The sequence below is a fragment of the Vibrio sp. 10N.261.51.F11 genome, from assembly GCF_041471665.1.
GTDB classification, from domain to species: Bacteria; Pseudomonadota; Gammaproteobacteria; order Enterobacterales; family Vibrionaceae; genus Vibrio; species Vibrio crassostreae_C.
The window spans coordinates 39772-58241 of the sequence record NZ_JBFROW010000002.1 but is presented as its reverse complement, the minus strand read 5'-3'; the positions used below and the strand labels follow the sequence as shown (position 1 = coordinate 58241).

At 44.0% G+C, this 18470-nt stretch carries 18 protein-coding genes and 1 riboswitch; of the genes, 5 read left to right on the top strand and 13 right to left on the bottom strand.

Features of this window, described 5'->3' with window-relative positions:
* Positions 1-431 precede the first annotated feature (431 nt).
* The gene (locus AB4351_RS00440) at positions 432-884 is read left to right on the top strand and encodes an RNA-binding protein (protein ID WP_017061054.1); all 453 of its coding nucleotides are present in this window, start codon (positions 432-434) and stop codon (positions 882-884) included.
* Here the strand turns inward: AB4351_RS00440 and murI are convergent.
* Genes murI through btuB form a run of 3 tightly spaced genes read right to left on the bottom strand, consistent with a single transcriptional unit; the run spans position 847 to position 4245 of the window.
* The gene (gene murI, locus AB4351_RS00435) at positions 847-1653 is read right to left on the bottom strand and encodes a glutamate racemase (RefSeq protein WP_017061053.1); all 807 of its coding nucleotides are present in this window, start codon (positions 1651-1653) and stop codon (positions 847-849) included. The two genes, AB4351_RS00440 and murI, sit on opposite strands and share 38 nt — an antisense overlap.
* 60 nt (positions 1654-1713) lie before the next feature.
* The gene (locus AB4351_RS00430) at positions 1714-2379 is read right to left on the bottom strand and encodes an ATPase (RefSeq protein WP_017061052.1); all 666 of its coding nucleotides are present in this window, start codon (positions 2377-2379) and stop codon (positions 1714-1716) included.
* A 48-nt stretch (positions 2380-2427) separates the two neighbouring features.
* Positions 2428-4245 carry a TonB-dependent vitamin B12 receptor gene (gene btuB, locus AB4351_RS00425; protein WP_372124741.1) on the bottom strand — a complete coding sequence of 606 codons (1818 nt, stop codon included), beginning with the start codon at positions 4243-4245 and terminating at the stop codon, positions 2428-2430.
* 39 nt (positions 4246-4284) lie between these two features.
* Positions 4285-4489: riboswitch (cobalamin riboswitch) on the bottom strand.
* A 154-nt stretch (positions 4490-4643) separates the two neighbouring features.
* Here btuB and trmA point away from each other — a divergent pair.
* Complete coding sequence (gene trmA, locus AB4351_RS00420; protein ID WP_372124739.1) at positions 4644-5753, top strand: tRNA (uridine(54)-C5)-methyltransferase TrmA; 1110 nt, start codon at positions 4644-4646, stop codon at positions 5751-5753.
* 80 nt (positions 5754-5833) lie between these two features.
* On the opposite strand, the gene AB4351_RS00415 is transcribed toward trmA, so the two are convergent.
* Positions 5834-6205 carry a YijD family membrane protein gene (locus AB4351_RS00415; RefSeq protein WP_017061049.1) on the bottom strand — a complete coding sequence of 124 codons (372 nt, stop codon included), beginning with the start codon at positions 6203-6205 and terminating at the stop codon, positions 5834-5836.
* The gene (gene fabR, locus AB4351_RS00410) at positions 6205-6846 is read right to left on the bottom strand and encodes an HTH-type transcriptional repressor FabR (RefSeq protein ID WP_010438693.1); all 642 of its coding nucleotides are present in this window, start codon (positions 6844-6846) and stop codon (positions 6205-6207) included. The genes AB4351_RS00415 and fabR overlap by 1 nt, the downstream gene beginning before the upstream one ends.
* A gap of 327 nt (positions 6847-7173) precedes the next feature.
* Between fabR and sthA the strand changes: the two genes are divergently transcribed.
* Positions 7174-8574 carry a Si-specific NAD(P)(+) transhydrogenase gene (gene sthA, locus AB4351_RS00405; protein ID WP_017061048.1) on the top strand — a complete coding sequence of 467 codons (1401 nt, stop codon included), beginning with the start codon at positions 7174-7176 and terminating at the stop codon, positions 8572-8574.
* Between the two features lie 183 nt (positions 8575-8757).
* Here sthA and dinF read toward each other — a convergent pair whose 3' ends face one another.
* The 4 genes from dinF to AB4351_RS00385 form a co-directional block, all read right to left on the bottom strand.
* Positions 8758-10113 (bottom strand): MATE family efflux transporter DinF, encoded by a 1356-nt coding sequence (gene dinF, locus AB4351_RS00400; protein ID WP_372124737.1) that lies wholly within the window; start codon positions 10111-10113, stop codon positions 8758-8760.
* A 117-nt stretch (positions 10114-10230) separates the two neighbouring features.
* Positions 10231-11109 (bottom strand): class I SAM-dependent methyltransferase, encoded by an 879-nt coding sequence (locus AB4351_RS00395; RefSeq protein WP_372124736.1) that lies wholly within the window; start codon positions 11107-11109, stop codon positions 10231-10233.
* A 97-nt stretch (positions 11110-11206) separates the two neighbouring features.
* Positions 11207-11827: a transcriptional repressor LexA gene (gene lexA / locus AB4351_RS00390; RefSeq protein WP_019820514.1), complete on the bottom strand. Its 621-nt coding sequence runs from the start codon at positions 11825-11827 to the stop codon at positions 11207-11209.
* Positions 11828-11921: 94 nt separating this feature from the next.
* Positions 11922-12284 (bottom strand): diacylglycerol kinase, encoded by a 363-nt coding sequence (locus tag AB4351_RS00385; protein ID WP_372124734.1) that lies wholly within the window; start codon positions 12282-12284, stop codon positions 11922-11924.
* Positions 12285-12504: 220 nt separating this feature from the next.
* On the opposite strand from AB4351_RS00385, the gene plsB reads away from it, so the two are divergent.
* Positions 12505-14928, top strand: a complete 2424-nt coding sequence (gene plsB, locus AB4351_RS00380; RefSeq protein WP_372124732.1) for a glycerol-3-phosphate 1-O-acyltransferase PlsB — start codon at positions 12505-12507, stop codon at positions 14926-14928.
* A 101-nt stretch (positions 14929-15029) separates the two neighbouring features.
* Here plsB and ubiA read toward each other — a convergent pair whose 3' ends face one another.
* Together ubiA and AB4351_RS00370 are read right to left on the bottom strand one after the other, a co-directional pair.
* Complete coding sequence (gene ubiA, locus AB4351_RS00375; protein WP_372124730.1) at positions 15030-15884, bottom strand: 4-hydroxybenzoate octaprenyltransferase; 855 nt, start codon at positions 15882-15884, stop codon at positions 15030-15032.
* Positions 15885-16427: a chorismate lyase gene (locus AB4351_RS00370; protein ID WP_164091128.1), complete on the bottom strand. Its 543-nt coding sequence runs from the start codon at positions 16425-16427 to the stop codon at positions 15885-15887.
* A 162-nt stretch (positions 16428-16589) separates the two neighbouring features.
* Here AB4351_RS00370 and AB4351_RS00365 point away from each other — a divergent pair, with 162 nt between their 5' ends.
* Positions 16590-16997 carry a flagellar basal body-associated protein FliL gene (locus AB4351_RS00365; RefSeq protein ID WP_017068603.1) on the top strand — a complete coding sequence of 136 codons (408 nt, stop codon included), beginning with the start codon at positions 16590-16592 and terminating at the stop codon, positions 16995-16997.
* 87 nt (positions 16998-17084) lie between these two features.
* On the opposite strand, the gene glpG is transcribed toward AB4351_RS00365, so the two are convergent.
* Both glpG and glpE read right to left on the bottom strand, forming a co-directional pair.
* Positions 17085-17927 carry a rhomboid family intramembrane serine protease GlpG gene (glpG, locus tag AB4351_RS00360; protein WP_017063770.1) on the bottom strand — a complete coding sequence of 281 codons (843 nt, stop codon included), beginning with the start codon at positions 17925-17927 and terminating at the stop codon, positions 17085-17087.
* Positions 17928-17985: 58 nt separating this feature from the next.
* Positions 17986-18306 (bottom strand): thiosulfate sulfurtransferase GlpE, encoded by a 321-nt coding sequence (glpE, locus tag AB4351_RS00355; protein ID WP_017061039.1) that lies wholly within the window; start codon positions 18304-18306, stop codon positions 17986-17988.
* Positions 18307-18470 lie beyond the last annotated feature (164 nt).

The following is an 18470-nucleotide window of genomic DNA, read 5'->3' as shown; positions in this document are numbered from 1 at the left end:
GATAAAACGTTTTGATATTCATCAACGAGTGCCCACACAGATTGATAGGTTTAAATTGTTAAAGAGCGCTAGCGTTTTGTGATTCACATCTCAGTCGCTAGGGGTGCGTACTATACCTGCACCACTTTGAGAGTCAAGGGTTATTTTCAAACTCTTTTTCTCTACCGATTTCGCTGTGTGACTTTCGTCTCACTCCGTGTCGGTGAGGCGGCATTATAGAGAGATTGAGATGGAGCACAAGGGCTTTTTGAAATAAAAGTTTTGTTCGCCTAAAAAGCCACCAGATCCGCATTTTTCGAATAAAAACTAAACATTTGAGACGTATCACAGCAATACATTGGAAAAATGGAAGCCATGAACGTAAGATTCATGTGTCTATTTTGTTAATGGTAGATGCGTCTATTTCGTTTATTAATATGTAGTATTCCGATATGAACTCAAAAAAATCGATGTTGTTAATTGTCGCACTGGCTGTATTAGGCGGCATTGTTTTCTCTCAGGTAGATATATCGCCTGCAATTACCTTTATCCTTGGTGTCTTGGCTTCCGCTTTTGTTGTTAACTTTTCAAGCACCGACTCAAAATCAGATTCAGAACCTAAGGCTTCAACCAAAACACTTTATGTGGGTAACCTTCCATACAAAGCGAACGAATCACATGTACGTGAATTATTCTCAGAGCATGGTGAAGTATTTGCAGTACGTTTAATGAAAGACAAACGTACTGGTAAAAGAAGAGGCTTTGGATTTGTTGTTATGGCAAGTAATGATGTGAATCATGCAATCTCTGCACTTAACGATAAAGATTACATGCAACGCACTTTAAAAGTACGTGTTGCAAATGATCCTAAACATCCTGAAGCGGACGAATCTGAACTGAGCTAAACCCTAACTGCTTTAACATACTATTTAGTGCACTTTCTTTTTTAGGAAGTGCACTACAAAAAACTTCACGTACTCCCCCTTCTTTATTAACGCTTTCCAAACCCAACAAATCTTGAACCCGCTTAGCTATCGCTTTACCAGAATCTATCAGCACTACACTTTCACCTAGTACTTGTTGAATCTCTGATTTGATCAATGGGAAATGAGTACATCCTAATACAGCCACATCAATTGTGTTGATCATCGGCTGAAGGATTTGCTGTAACTCTTCAAGGCTAATCTCCTCGCCTCTGAGTTTATCTTCGGCCATATCCACCAGCCGAGTAGAACCTAACAGCTCTACTCTTTTATTACTCGAGAAGTTTTTGATGAGCTCGTGTGTGTATTCACGAGTAATCGTCGCGGGAGTCGCAATAAGGCCAACCGCTTTATTAGCCAGTAACGAAGCAGGTTTGATTGCCGGGACTACGCCGACAATAGGGATAAGGTTATTAGCGCGAAGTGTCGGCAGGACTATCGTACTGGCCGTATTACAAGCTATCACCACGATATCAATAGCGTGACTCGCCACAAAACTGGCGACGATACTTTGGACTCGCTGAATGAGGACTTGCTGATCGAGCTCACCATAAGGGTAAGCCTCGTTATCGAATACATAGATATAGTTGTGATTGGGTAGTAACTGGCTTATCTCTTTATATACAGACAGACCGCCAACTCCAGAATCAAAGACCAATATGTTTTTTTGTATGCTTTCCGACACAACCATTACCTGTAATAAGTTCCGCAGCAATGATACCCCTTCACCTAGTTTTCGCCAATCATCACTCTACATAATGCAAGCTCGGTAGCGTTGATGCCCAAAGCGCTCACCCTGCTCTACATTTTCTAGCTCTATCTTAAGCTTACCTTTAAAGCATGGCGCTGACGTGACTAAGGTATGGAACTCACCATCTTCTCCACATGGGTCGACGTGACTTGGCAAACTGTCTATTAGTTCAGGCGTGTATTCTTTCCCGCAATAGCTCATGTCTAATGCATCGCTATCAACTGTGACGAGAAAGGTTTCGATTCCTCTATTTATGATTTCTTGAGCCAGAGTTTGGCTACTCTCTCCCAGTAGAGGAAATACACACTCCCAGCCCGCAGGTTCTATATAACTTCTTCGGTAGTCAGCAATACCATTGCAAAACATATCGCCGAATGCCACGGCATCAATAGATAAACCCGATCCTTTAAGCGCCGTAACAATCGTACTTTGATAGATCTCGTTACTTGGGAAGACTTCCGGCAGCTCAATCGTTATTAATGGCAAGCCGAACAATGTTGCCTGCATTCCGACAACCTCGATTGACGTGACTTGGAAAGGAACCTCATCACCAACATACGTAGTATAGAGAGCAACAACTTCATACTCGGTGCTTTCAAGTAGACGTTCTAGGGTTAATGTAGAGTCTTTGCCTGACGACCAACTTATGACGACTTTCTTTTTCATTGATATACCCAATAAGAAAAAACCGCCCGAAGGCGGTTTAGGTGATAATTAGAATTGGTAAGTAGCATTCACGTAATATGTACGCTCTGGTGATGGGTATCCACCAGCAGTCTCGTACTCTTCGTCAGTTAAGTTATCCACTCGACCATTTAAAGTAAGGTTTTCATTCGCATAGTAGTTCACTGAAACATCAAACAAGCTATACGCTGCGAGATCTTCAGAGAAGTCCGGTCTCTCACCTACATATTGGAAACCTAATGAAACATCAACATCATCGAAACTAGCCACTGCATTATACTTGTAAATCATCTTAGCTCGGCGTATCAGTTGCTCACCAGATTGATCTTCTGGGTCTTGGAAATTAGCGCTCACTTGGTGGTTAATAAAGCTAGTATCAAATCCAACGACCATTTCCACACCACGTAATTGGCTTTCGCCATCGGTATTGTAGTACTTACTTGTCGCGTAGTTGTAATCAATTAAGTCTTCGACGTTCGTGTCATAGCCAGTAATCGACCAATCAACATCCTTGATTAAGCCACCAAAAGTCAGTTCAAATGAATCTGCCTTTTCAGCTTCTAACTGTGCATTACCGTAGTAGCTATATAGTTGATACAAGTTAGGTGCTTTGAAGGATGTGCCATAAGCTGCTTTTACAACAAGCCACTCAGCATAACGATAGCCTAACCCTGTGTTGTAAGTAGTTTCTGTACCAAACTGCTCATTGTCATCAACACGAAGACTCAGTTCTCCGAACACTTTATCCGCATCTGCGTTTAATGCAGCGAAGTACGCAACATTCGTTCTGTCGTATTCAGTATTCGAAGGCTTAACAATATAAGCCTCATCACGCCAATCTACACCACCACTAAGAGTCAGTGACGACGTTAGTTTGTATGAATTCACCCATTGAACATTTAGCTGTTCAAGCTCATCAGATGTTGCTGACGCTGAGTTCTTGCCTAAAGACTGTTCGTAGTTCCAGTTATCTTGATTCTGATAGTTAACTAAGAAATCAGACTTAAGTTCACTGCCACTATATTTAACACCAGTAGCAAAGGTCGAATTTTGAACTTCAGCTTCTTTGTAAGAATGGTCTGTACCAAATGAACCATCGTACTGAGAAATGGTTTCAAACATACGGAAATTCGCGAAGCCACTCCATTGCTGATCAAAATTATGAACATAACCAATTAGAGCATTGCGTGATTCAAAACCATGGCGATCACCATCATTAACACCTGGTAATGGATGAACGTTGTATCCCTCATCGGAATCGTAACCAACAGATACGTTCAAGTGACCATTTTCACCGACCTTAGTACCACTAACAAAGCTCAGCTCTTGGTAATCTAAGCTTCCTAAACCTGCACTAACTGCCGTTTTTTCATTGTCAGAGTTTGCAACAGTAATAATGTTGATAACACCGCCGATAGCTTCTGAGCCATACATAGCGGCACGAGCTCCTCGAACGTATTCCACTCGGTCAACGAATGTAATTGGTAACTGGCTAAAATCGACACCACCCTTTGCAGCTCGCGCAAAACGAATACCATCAATGAGAACAAGCACTTGATCAGAGTTAGCACCACGAACAAAGATCGAAGCTTGCTGTCCTCGGCCTCCATTTTGTGAAACCTGAATACCCGTCAATCGTCTAAACACATCTGTTAGAGACTTAGCTTGAATTCGATCGATATCTTGGCGTGTTACTACTTCAACTTGAGCGACAACACTTTCCGTGCTTTGCTCAAAACGGTTAGCCGTAACCACCATGGTTTCGTCGGCAGATGCTTGTTGGGCGTGTAAATTGGAGATAGGTGAAAGCAGCGATGCTACAGCAACCGCTAAAAGGGATTTGTTCATGTTGTGATCCTAAATCGCGTAAATTCCTACCAAACCACATCTTATGGTTTAGCCGCTGGCAGGTATTCGGACTCAAGAGCACAACCTTATGGTTACCTGATATTCGACTTCCCACAAAAAGCTATTTGCAGTGTCTTATGAATACTCGTTCTCTTTTACCGCTGCGCGTCAGTTCTGGATTCACACCAGATTCCCTCTTCAGCCATCTATACATCTAAATGGCACCAGCTTGCCGGAGATAGTATTGACCTCTGAATCATTTGTCTAGTCTAAGATAGTTATAAGCTATAGTTTTCATGGTCGATTTACATTGAATGGCGCTCAACACTGGACAAGCGCCTGTGATTGAATAAAATCTGCGCTCTTGATTTAAAAGCACGACAGCAAAAGGCATAACCATGGCGAATTTAGATGTAAACCCGCAACGCTACCAAGAACAACTGGCAGAAAAGACAGAGCGTCTTACAGAAATGTTCTCAGAATATGATGTGCCTGAACTGGAAGTGTATGAATCTCCAGAACAACACTACCGCATGCGTGCTGAGTTCCGCGTGTGGCATGAAGGTGACGATATGTATTACGTCATGTTCAATCAAGAGACTAAAGAAAAATACCGCGTAGACCAGTTCCCTGCAGCTCGCCGTCTTATCAATGACCTAATGCCTCTATTAACAGATGCAATGAAGGACAACCACTCTCTGCGCCACAAGCTATTCCAAGTAGACTTCCTTTCTACGTTAAGCGGCGAAATTTTGGTGTCATTGCTTTACCACCGTCAATTAGGTGAACAGTGGATTCAAGATGCTAAAGCACTTAAGCAGCAATTAAACGATGAAGGTTTTAACCTAAACCTGATTGGCCGTGCGCGTAAGATGAAAATCGTACTGGACCGCGACTACGTAATTGAAAAGCTAGATGTGAATGGTGATAGCTACATCTACCAACAAGTAGAGAACAGCTTTACTCAACCCAACGGCAAAGTGGCAGAGAAAATGTTGGAATGGGCTGTCGATTGTACTCAAGACAGCAAAGGCGACTTACTTGAGCTTTACTGTGGTAACGGTAACTTCTCATTAGCGCTAGCACAAAACTTCGAGCGTGTACTGGCAACTGAACTGGCGAAACCGTCAGTAGAATCTGCGCAATACAACATCGCTGCGAACAACATTGAAAATGTTCAGATCATCCGTATGTCTGCAGAAGATTTTACTGTAGCAATGGAAGGCAAGCGTGAGTTCCGTCGTCTACAGCAAGCGAACATCGATCTTAAGAGCTACAACTGCAACACTATCTTTGTTGATCCACCGCGTTCAGGTATGGATGTTGATACTTGTAAGATGGTTCAAGGCTACGAGCGTATCATGTACATCTCTTGTAACCCTGAAACATTGAAAGAGAACCTAGACATCCTAAGCGAAACGCACGACATCACTCGTTTTGCTCTGTTTGACCAGTTCCCTTACACGCACCACATGGAAGCTGGCGTATTCCTAGAGCGTAAAGCGTAAGTATCGCTTTCAGGTCTAAGCCAAACAGCAGATACAAAAAAACGAGCCCATTGGCTCGTTTTTTTAATTTCTAAATCAGCTTAAGCAGTTTTGCCGATAAAGCCGAGTTTCTTACCTACCCATGCAAGAAGCAACATCGCGACAATAATCGCAAAGAAGTTTGAGCCAGCATCAGGGTGTTGTGCCTTCACAAAAGCCGAGTGGCCAAATGCACCTACAAAGAAACAAGCCAAACCTACTAGTGGAATATCTTCAGATACTGGGTTAGTTAGGTACTCTTGGTAAAGTGCTTGTACAGCCAAGACTAAAGCAATCAGTGGGAAAATAGAGAAGCCCACTTCGCTCATTGTTACCCAAGATAACAGAGCATCACCACACACACCGGCAATAACAGCAAGTACGAGTGTCTTTCTTTCTGAACCACGGTTTACAGTATTATTTTCATTCGACATTATTCAATCCCGCCTTTTAATCGGTTACGTTCACGTTCTTTACGATACCAAAAAGCCCCTTTGGCCATCATTCGCAATTGCATGATCAAGCGTTCAGCCAGTTCATCTCGCTGACGTCGATCTAAATCTAATGCTTCTGCCCCTGAGTTGAAGACCAAGATAACGGAGGCTTCAGCTTGAGTAAAAGCTTCGTCTCGTGTCATGCCAGTCGTTATCAAATATTCGGTTAACTCAGCAGAGAAGTGCTGTATCTCACGAGCTACCGCTGCACGAAACTCAAATGAAGTTCCTGAGCGCTCTCGCAATAACAGTCTGAATACGTTAGGGCTGCTTTCAATGAATTCCATAAAGGTTTCAACCGATGTACGAATCACACTGCCTTCTTTTACTATGCGTTGCCTAGCTTGACGCATTAACTGGCGCAGCAGTAAGCCACCTTCATCAACCATGGTTAAGCCAAGCTCATCCATGTCTTTGAAGTGACGATAAAAGGAAGTCGGTGCTATTCCAGCCTCACGAGCGACTTCTCTCAAGCTTAGATTGGAAAAACTACGATCGGCGCTGAGTTGGCTAAATGCTGCATCGATTAAGCTGCGACGAGTTTTTTCTTTTTGCTGTGCGCGAATGCCCATTGGTTTCATACTTTATCAATTTCTTCTTTTACAGCCTAAACAGGCATGTCTAATACTCTATTCAATATAACGCGAATCACTTATTTATATAAGGCACTCTGGTTATATAAGACACTAAACATACCTCTTTGTTCACGTACCGAAGTAAATACGTTCGAAGAAAAAATTTCAATATCCACGCTGTCATTTGGAGACATACGACATACCAAATATTATTTTTTCGATAACACTGCGTGATCCCACCGACTCTCTGATGCCCTTTTCATGTACCCGAGAACAGAATCGGTTAAAATCTCGCTAAAGCAATGTTAATCAAATATAACAAGGAAGATATCTATGCCGCACTCCAACCACTTTGATGTAATCGTAATTGGTAGTGGCCCCGGAGGAGAAGGGGCAGCGATGGGATTAACCAAAGCCGGGTTGAACGTTGCAATCATTGAGAAAGAGAGCAGCGTTGGTGGTGGTTGTACTCACTGGGGAACAATTCCTTCAAAAGCACTGCGTCATGCCGTAAGTCGTATTATCGAATTCAACAGTAATCCGCTGTTTTGTCAGAACAACAAAAGCATACACTCAACGTTTTCTAACATTTTGGGGCATGCCAAATCGGTTATCGACAAGCAGACTCGATTACGCCAAGGCTTCTACGACCGCAACCAGTGCACGTTGGTCTTTGGTACTGCACGTTTTATCGATACCAACACTGTCTCGGTAATGCAAAGCGATGGCACTGAAGAACATTACAGTGCAGACAAATTTGTTATCGCGACAGGCTCTCGCCCTTACCAACCAGATAACGTCGACTTCCTGCATGAACGTATCTACGACAGTGACTCGATTCTTTCTCTTAAACACGACCCGCAACACATCATCATCTATGGTGCTGGCGTTATTGGTTGTGAATACGCGTCGATTTTCCGCGGTTTGGGTGTAAAAACCGATCTTATCAATACTCGTGACCGTCTGTTGTCATTCCTAGACAATGAAACCTCAGATGCACTTTCTTATCACTTCTGGAACAGCGGTGTCGTGATTCGCAACGATGAAACCTTTGAGAAAATTGAAGGCACTGATGATGGCGTGATCATTCACCTAGAGTCAGGTAAAAAGATGCGCGCTGATTGCCTACTGTATGCCAATGGCCGAACGGGTAATACCGATAAACTGAACCTTGGTGCTGTTGGCTTAGAAGCGGACTCGCGTGGGCAAGTCTCAGTAAATACCAATTACCAAACCAATGTTGACCATGTTTACGCTGTCGGTGATGTGATTGGCTACCCTAGCCTAGCAAGCGCGGCTTATGACCAAGGTCGATTTGTGGCTCAAGCAATTGTGAAAGGTGAAGCTGAACGCCACCTTATCGAAGACATTCCAACCGGCATCTACACCATCCCGGAGATCAGTTCTGTTGGTAAAACCGAGCAAGAACTTACCGCAGCTAAAGTACCGTATGAAGTAGGACGTTCTTCTTTCAAACACCTAGCTCGTGCTCAAATTGCGGGTAAAGATATTGGTAGCTTGAAGATCCTGTTCCATCGCGAAACCAAAGAGATTTTAGGTATCCACGTGTTTGGTGAGCGTGCCGCTGAAATCATCCATATCGGACAAGCGATCATGGAGCAGAAAGGTGAAGCAAATACCATCGAGTACTTTGTGAATACGACCTTTAACTATCCAACGATGGCGGAAGCTTATCGTGTTGCAGCACTCAACGGGCTTAACCGTTTATTCTAGATATAGAACCAATAGGAGTATTTGACCACCCATAGGCCAAATGCATAAAACAGCAAGCCATGCGCTTGCTGTTTTTATTTAAGATATTGAATGTTAAGGTATTGATAGTAATTAGATCATGATGTTCTAAATACCCCTTTACCTGTACAGCCTCATTTACTCTCCACAAACAGAGCCCTCGAGCTAAGCGAGAAACTCCCCTTTCTTCCACTGAGAAACAAACAACACACCAAGACCAATTCCGCGCATTGCCATAAAGCTCAGCATCGCTAACCACAGTGCATGGTTCTCTAAACCTGATGCTAAATAGAAAATCGCGAAGAAACTGCAGGTCGCAACAAACATACTATTGCGCATATCCTTGCCCTTAGTTGCTCCAACAAAAATACCATCCAACAAGAAGCACCACATAGACACCAATGGCATTGCGACTAACCACGGTAAATACACCTCGGCTTGGTTCTTCACGTCAGGAATGGTAGTGATCATATTAATCAAACTCGAGCCAGCGAGTGCGAACGCTATGGTCAGTACCCAACAAATATTAAAGCTCCAGAAGAAAGTACCAATCAATGACTGGTTCAGTTCATCTTTGTCTTTCGCGCCTATCGCCTTACCGACCATCGCTTCCATTGCGTAGGCAAAGCCATCCATCCCATAAGAGATGATCATCAAGAAACTCATCAACACTGCATTGGCCGCAACAACATCATCGCCAAAGCTTGCACCTTGGAAGGTCATGAAAGTGAAAGTCGCTTGTAGGCATAATGAACGAAGAAAGATATCGCGATTCAATTTCACGAAACGACTCAAACCTTGGCTGGTTTTCTTAAGCAGATCCCATGGCGATGGTAACTGCTTCTTCGCCCAGATTCGGTAAACACAAATTAGGCCAAATGTTAGACCGGCATAATCAGCCATTACAGATGCCAATGCAGCACCTTCCACTTGCCACCCTAAGCCGATAACAAAAACGATATCCAAAACGATATTGGTGATATTGGTGATGATCACCATCCACATTGGCGCTTTGGCGTTTTGAGTCCCGAGCAGCCAACCTAGAATCACAAAGTTAGTCAGCGCGGCAGGTGCACTCCAAGCGCGGATTGAGAAATATTGCTGACCATAGTGCTTAACTTGATCACTGGCGCTACTCAATGAGAAAACTAAATCGGCGACTAGACTGTGTAAAAGCAAAAAGACACCAGCAAACCCTAAGGCCATGGTCACGCCTTGCACAAAGACTAAACCAAGTTGCTTGCCATCATTCGCACCATAAGATTGTGCGGCTAGCCCTGTTGTCGACATGCGCAGGAAACCAAGCAACCAAAAGGTCACGCTGATCATTGTGCCGCCCAGCGCCACACCACCTAAATACCAAGAGTGCTCGAGGTGACCGATAACCGCCGCATCGACTAAGCCCAGCAGTGGAACAGTAATATTAGAGAGAACCATCGGGATCGCGAGCAGCAGCACTTTTTTGTGCATCGCCTGATTGGATAGCGTTTGAAAAATAGTTTGGGGATTAAATAGCTTCACGATCACCTCTTAGATTAGAGGCGATAGTTTAACCTAGTGGGTGGGCTTTCACTATGTTGTGGAATTTTACTTATACCGGCTATGTACTCAGTTACTCGAAATACAGAACCACTAGGGTTACCACTTAACGAGCACTAACTGCGGCGTTAAACGCTTTTTGACCTGAGAGATCTTACAAAGAAGCCGCTGCCACAATTTCCAACGATTGCATTGTTGGTCTAGGGGAGAAAACGCTTTTACCCATTGTGCCCATGGCAGCCAATTAAGAACGCTGTCTATTGGTGAAGACAACCCATGAGCATACTTTCCTGAACCAAGCTTTTGTCCCAACGTACTTGAGCTTTTATCTCCAGCTAAGACTAAACACGCATGTGCATGAGTAAAGTAGCGGCTCAAAGACTGAATGAAGTTCGCGGTCTGTTGTTCATTACAATCCAGCAAAGCATGTTCACACACCACCATCACCGAGGCTTGTTCTGGAATATTAAGTTCATCCAACCAAGTTAGCTCATCGACAGAGCCACACTCTAAGCGATAGCGTTCATTTTTGTGGAACAAGCGTTGTCGCCAAAGCAGATTCTCGGTTACATCTAACTCAACCCAATGACAGCGGCCATTATCTAAACGGTAGAAACGGGTATCGAGCCCTGCTCCCACGTTAATAATCCAAGCATCTGGGTTATGAGATAAAAACTGTTGAACTTGAGAATCACAAAGTTGAGTCAGTGTCGCGTAAAGGAGTTGCTGTTGGTCGAGTTCACCGGTAAGACATTCTGGTGCGAGCTGGCAACGCTTGCAGGCTTGAGCTGCGATAGGATCATAAACGAGACCATCATCAGCTAGGCTTTCACGGCTACGAAACCAAAGATGCTGAACGAGGTTCGTCGGAACTTGGAATTCTTGATGTGCAGACCCTTGTTCAGAAGAAGCCTTTTGAACAGAGGAGCGCGGCTTACGAGTAAGCGGCTTCATTTGAGGTTTGGTTGGGTTTGGCATCATCATCTTCCTTGTATCTCGACAAAGAAGATGATAATGAATATCAATTACAATGACAAGTTATTGAGAATAAATATCAATAAGCTGTTTGTACTGACTACATCCAGTCGGTGTTGCGAATAATACCAACCGCAAGCCCTTCAATAGACAAGTGTTGAGATTCTAGATCGACATGGATTGGAGAAAACTCTTCATTTTCAGCATGTAACAGAACCGTTGAACCTTTACGTTCTAGGCGTTTTACCGTTACATCATCATCGACACGAGCCACTACAACCTGACCATCGCGTACATCTTGTGTTTTATGAACAGCTAATAAATCACCATCCATAATACCGATGTCTTTCATACTTTCGCCATTTACACGAAGTAAGAAGTCAGCTTGTGGTTTAAACATGCCTGGATCAACTTGGTAATGCATTTCTACATGCTCTTGAGCCAAGATAGGCTCACCAGCGGCAACCTGACCGATTAATGGTAAACCTTGCTCTTCGTTTGCTGCATCTTCAAGCAAAATACGAATACCGCGAGACGCACCCGGGATAATCTCAATCGCTTCTTTACGAGCAAGAGCTTTCAAATGTTCTTCTGCAGCATTAGCAGAACGGAAGCCTAGTTCACGCGCGATTTCTGCACGTGTCGGTGGCATACCGGAATCTTCGATCTTACCTTTGATAAGGTCAAAGACTTGTTGCTGGCGGGGCGTTAACGGCTTCATGATTCACCTGTCTTTTTATACAGTTGACTGTGAGTATATCCAGTAACTGAACAAAAGCAAAGCAATTGCTTGTTTTTAGTTCATTTTTAGCAAATTACAAAAACAGGATCTCTAGCCACACATAACCTGCGAGTGCCAAACAGATGAAAACTGCTGCCGAACCGACATCTTTAGCCATCCCAGAAAGCTCATGATGTTCACTGCCGATTCGGTCGACAACCGCTTCAATCGCGGTATTGATTAGCTCGACAACCATCACCAATACCACCGATGAGATCATTAAGATTCGTTCAACTTGGCTTACATCTATGTAAAATGCCAACGGAATAAGCACGACCGCCATGAACACTTCCTGTCGAAATGCAGCCTCATTTTTAAACGAACTCGTAATGCCTTGCCATGAAAAGCCTGCTGCTTTGATGATGCGTTTGAATCCGGTGTTTGATTTTTTGGTCATTTTTAACCCTATACTCAATCAGTCGATGAATGATTTTCCACAAACTTAACGGCAATATGACTATTTCCATTAAAAGGTTAGACCAGTTTCTGGTATTCTTGCATCGATTAAATTTACGCCTAGGCTTATCCCTATTTCACTCATAGGATTTATCCTTTTTATCAGAGAAATAGAGATACGCTTCAGCACATTGAAATAACTATTGAGGCAGTGAACCTATATGTCTTCTGGACAATCTTTTTCACGTTCATTAATGAAGCTACCTTTATCCGTATTGGTAAAGGGCACATCAATTCCTTCAAACCCTGTTGAGGATTTGAACATTGATTTGAGCAAACCGATTGTATACGCCTTACCGTTTCGCTCAAGTGTCGACATTCTTACATTGCAAAAACATGCACTTGAATTAGGCCTACCTGATCCGTTGAGCAAGCTTGAAATCAACGGCAAATCACTGCAACGCTACGTTTTCATCTCTTCTCGCAAAACTCTGCTGCAAGACGATGATTATGTACCAAGCTCTTCAATTGAAGTGTTCTCTGAATTGCTTTCACTGCACGCCGACGACTCTGAACTCGATGTTCAAGTTATCCCTGCTACCGTTTTGTGGGGGCGCAAACCTGGTAAAGAGAATAACCAGAAGCCTTACCTACAGGCAATGAACGGCTTAGAGAAATCAAAAGCGGTATTGCTAGCCGGTCGTGACTGCTTGGTTCGATTTAGTCCTGTGGTTTCTCTGCGTTACATGGCCAACTCACACGGCACCGACAGCACCATCGCGCACAAACTGGCGCGCGTGGCACGTATTCACTTCTCTCGCCAAAAGCTTGCAGCATCAGGCCCTAACCTGCCAAGCCGCCAAGCTCTGTTTGATCGCCTGTTAAAATCAGAAGCGATCAAAAAAGCGATTGAAGACGAAGCACAAGCAAAGAACATCTCGATCGAGAAAGCGAGCAAAGAAGCTCAAGACATTATGGACGAGATTGCTGCGAACTTCTCTTACTCGCTGATCAAGCGTGGTGAGAAGATTCTTGGTTGGCTGTGGAATAAGTTGTACCAAGGCCTGCATATCAGCAACGCTTCAACGGTTCGTAAGTTGGCTCAAGATGGTCACGAGATTGTTTACGTGCCTTGTCACCGTAGCCACATGGACTACTTACTGCTTTCTTATGTGCTTTATCATGAAGGCATGGTGCCGCCGCACATCGCTGCGGGTATCAACCTGAACTTCTTCCCTGCCGGTCCTATTTTCCGTCATGGTGGTGCGTTCTTTATTCGTCGTAGCTTCAAAGGCAACAAGCTGTACTCGACGATTTTCCGTGAATACCTAGCGGAGTTGTTCGCTAAAGGTTACTCAGTAGAGTACTTCAGTGAAGGTGGGCGTTCTCGTACAGGTCGTTTATTGCAAGCGAAGACCGGCATGTTGGCGATGACTATTCAAGCGATGCTGCGCGGCATGAATCGCCCGGTGACTTTGGTTCCTGTGTACATCGGCTACGAGCACGTGATGGAAGTGGCGACTTACGCAAAAGAACTTCGTGGTAAGCGTAAAGAGAAAGAAAACGCGAGCTTAGTGATTCGTACCATTCGTAAGCTGCGTAACTTTGGTAAAGGCTACGTGAACTTCGGTGAGCCAATTCAACTGAACCAATACCTGAATGAACACTCACCTGAGTGGACCAAAGACATCGACCCAATGGGCACTAGCAAACCACAATGGATGAACCCGGTGGTTAATGACTTGGCGACCAAAATGATGACGCACATTAACGATGCGGCAGCGACCAATGCCCTGACCCTTTGTGCAACGGCACTATTGGCTTCAAGACAGCGCGCATTGTCTCGTGACTCTTTGGTTTCTCAGATTAATTGCTACCTGTCTCTGCTTAAGAATGTTCCATATTCGGCAACGTTCACTGTGCCAAAAGACAGCGCTGAAGATTTAGTAAAACATGCTGAATCACTGAACAAGTTCTTGATTGAATCAGACTCAATGGGCGACATCATTTCGCTAGACCGTCACCAGTCAATTCTGATGACCTACTACCGAAACAACATCATTCACTTGTTTGCTCTGCCATCGTTAATTGCACAGATGACTATTCGTCAACGCGGTTTATCAATTGACGCGATCCAAGAGAACGTTGCTGCTATCTACCCGTTCTTGAAGAAAGAGCTGTTCCTAAGCTACGACGAAGACAAGCTTGAAGGCGTGGTTTCTAAAATCATTGAAGAGCTGGTTAACCAAGGTATGCTTGTGGTTTCTGATAATGAAGTCACCATCAACCAATCAAACAGCCAAGCTCTTATGCTGTTAGGCCGTACGATTTCAGAAACGCTACAGCGCTACTCTATTGCTCTAAACTTGCTGGCAGAGAATCCGGAACTGGACAAATCTGACCTTGAGCAGAAAAGCCAAGACATCGCACAGCGACTTGGTCGATTGCATGGTATCAATGCTCCCGAATTCTTCGATAAAGGTGTGTTTGCTTCTATGTTCGCAACGTTGAAGCAGCAACAGTACCTAGATAACGACGGCAACTGCGATTTAGAGAAGACTCAGCAATTCGCTAAGCTTCTTTACTCGATGCTTTACCCAGAAGTCCGTCTGACTATTCAAGAGAGTATTCACCAAGTCGAGTAATTCCTGTATATAGCAGGGCTCTGATAGCAGATTCAACGCGATCAAAAAAGGCACCCACTGGGTGCCTTTTTCTTGAATATTCGTTTGATAAAAACTGATGCTTACCAGAAGGTAACGAACAAACCGACCGTTACGGCCATACCAACATAGTTGTTATTTAGAAAAGCTTGAAAACATAAGTCTCGGTCACGATGCCGCATCAAATGTTGTTGGTACACAAACAAGCTGCCTGCGGCTAACAATGCCCAATAGAAAGTATCACCCAATTGGTAGTGCATACCTAACACAATCAGCATCGCTAGAGTAACAAGTTGCAAAGAGCCGACGATAAGCTTATCGAAGCGACCAAATAAAATAGCCGTCGATTTAATACCAATCTTCAGGTCATCATCTCGGTCTACCATCGCATATTGCGTGTCGTAAGCAACCGTCCACAAAGCATTAATAACGAAGATAAACCAAACAATACTTGGTAGTTCATTGGTTTGTGCAGCCCATGCCATTGGTATCGCCCAACTAAACGCTAAGCCGAGGAACAACTGTGGAAGATGTGTAAAACGCTTCATGAAAGGGTAAATGAACGCCAGACCCACACCAATAAATGAGAGCTTAATGGTCAGTGGATTCATGGTGAGTACTAGCAAAAATGAAACTACGGCTAGCACTAAAAAGAGCAGAATCGCTTCCTTACTGGAAACCAAACCAGACGGCAGTGGACGCTGCTTGGTACGTTTAACATGACCATCTACTTTACGGTCCGCAAAGTCATTGATCACACAGCCAGCTGAACGCATCAACACCACGCCGAGTACAAAAACAACCAAGACATCAGAATCAGGCATACCTTGTGCGGCGATAATCAGTGACCACAAGGTCGGCCAAAGGAGTAATAGGGTACCAATCGGGCGATTCATTCGCGTTAATTGCCAATACGCCTTCGCTTTGGTGGCAAGCATTTACACACTCTCCTTAGAGTAAATGGGTGATGTTGGTAAAAACAGTTCTGCCACAAGCATCGGTTTATGGTTCATCCATAATCGAGAACGACGCGCGAGTAATCGCTCATCGCCTGCGATAACCCAACCAACTTGCAGCGCATCTCGCTCCACGTTCTCAGCACTAAAAACGGTCAATCCAAGCGGGACATTACCTTGTTGAGAAAGGTCTGAGTGCTGATGATCTTCTAATGTGACTCGGGGAATCAAGGTTCGACCTAACACCCACGGTTCGTCATCACCCTTTAAAATCACTTTACGCAGTAAGCAATCAAACGATGATAAAAGATGTTCCTCGTCTTGTTGCAGCATTGAGCGTTCTACAACTTGATTATGAAGCAACTCAACAGACAGGTGCTGACAGCACTTCCCCAACTTGCGGGAAAGAGAACCTTGCTCCATCAGCCACTCTTTGGTGGTTTCATTAGGAAAATCAAATGTTTCTGTACTTTGCCAATCTACATTCATTAACGAATTAAGATACAGCGATATTGGCTGATTCATACTAGTATTCAATAGGTGACTTTACACGTACAATAAAGCTTCAACTTTCGAACAAAATTAAAGCGTTCTTCGAATTGTAAACGTATTTAGATTTAGACCGCTCATTGTAACAAGACTAATGCGTTTCGAATATCGCGAATAAACTAAAGAAAAGTCACAAATATGCACAAACGTTATGTAGCCCAAATATTTCTTGCGATTACCCTACTCTTTTCAGCATCAAGTTTCGCGGAAGAGGAGTCGGCAGCTAAACTCGCCTACTTCACGCTAGAGCCAGACCTGACCACCAATTTTTACACTAAAGGTAAAAAACTGGGCTACATTCAGGTTCGCCTCGACATCATGGTGGCAAATAGTAGCGACTTGGCCGCTATTGAGCATCACCAACCACTGATTCGCAATGCGGTGATTGAATTGCTTGGCAAACAAAACGAAGAAACCATTAAATCTCTATCTGGCCGTGAAGACTTAAGAAAATCCTTAGTTGAACACCTCAACAAGATTTTGCTTCCAGAGACAGGTAAAACCCTGATTGCTGACTTACTGTTTACCAAATACCTTTATCAGTAATGATGTAAAACGAATCCCAATAAAAAAGCGGCTCATCTGGCCGCTTTTTTTGTCTCTATCGTTTGGCTACTCATTAGAAGATATGAATTAGCTTCTTGCCGAGCTTGGTGCTTTCATCGCATCGATAAAGCCAATAATCACACCAGCGGCTAGACCAGCTAAATGCGCCGTATTGGCGATAGCCATAAATGGCTGCATGTACCCAAGCACCAACCACACCAACATAAAGCCGACAATCTGTCTTGGGATACCTAAACCAAGTTGTGGCGCCTTTGCACCAACCACCCATAAGTAACCAACCAAGGCATACACAACACCAGACAAACCACCGAAGTTCGCCCCTTCAACCCAATACTGCCCAGCACCTGAAAGCGCAGAAGAGACAGCAAAGATCTGAAGTAGCTTGAGGCTGCCAAGTTTCTTCTCAATGTCTCCACCTAGCTGCCACCACCACAAAATATTAAATGCGATGTGCATAACAGAGAAATGTAGAACGGCATGACTCAACCAACGCCACAGCTGCCATTGCTGTCCATCCACCGCTGGGAAATGTAGGGCATTGAAAATAGCTTGGCCAAAACCGATCTGTTGCAGCGCAAAAATCACCACACACACCAACATCAGGCTTAGTGTCACTGGGCCTGCTTTGGCTTTGATCATGCCCATGAAGCTTGGCGTGTGGTAATGGAAGTTGCTCTTTCTGGTCTCTGCCATGTCCCAAGATGCAGCTTGATAGCGCTTATGATTGGGCTCAGCCAGAAAACGATTCAGCTCAGCTTCGGTTTCAACCTGAAATTGGCCATCAAGAAGCCAAAGAGCAAAACGCCCTTCTCCCTCTGGAGACATCTGAATAGGGATCTGACGAGAGGCCATATAATCAATAAATGCTTGAGCAAGACGTGGATTGTCTAACACCATCAATCTAATCATTGTTACTTCCTATTCATTCTATGAGGGATGCTTGAGGCGGTTCAGGTGATGAAAGTCATTAACCTGCGATCACTGGAAGTTCAGCACGATGCCAAGCTTCGAAACCACCATCAACACTATATACCTCTTCAAAGCCTTGGTTCACTAAATATTGTGCCGCACCTTGGCTACTGATGCCGTGGTAGCACATCACTAAGATAGGTTGTTCGAACTCAACCTCATCCATGAATGACACCATCGTATCGTTAGTCAGGTGGTAGGCTGTTTTTGGGTGGGCAACCGCAAAAGACTGCGGGTCACGTATATCGACAAGTCGAGCTTCGCCTTGTTCGATGAGGGCTTGAGCGCCTTTAACATCGATATGTTTAAACTGGTCCATGACTTTCTCTTTTTATACTGATTTACTTTGCTGCCATTGTAACCTATCCCAAGGCTAACATTCACATCCACTTAATAAGGTTATCCACCAGCGATCACTTTTACACCATTTGTGGATAAATCTGTGAATTGCGTGAATAAAGTGTCTTTTCAAAAATAGATCCA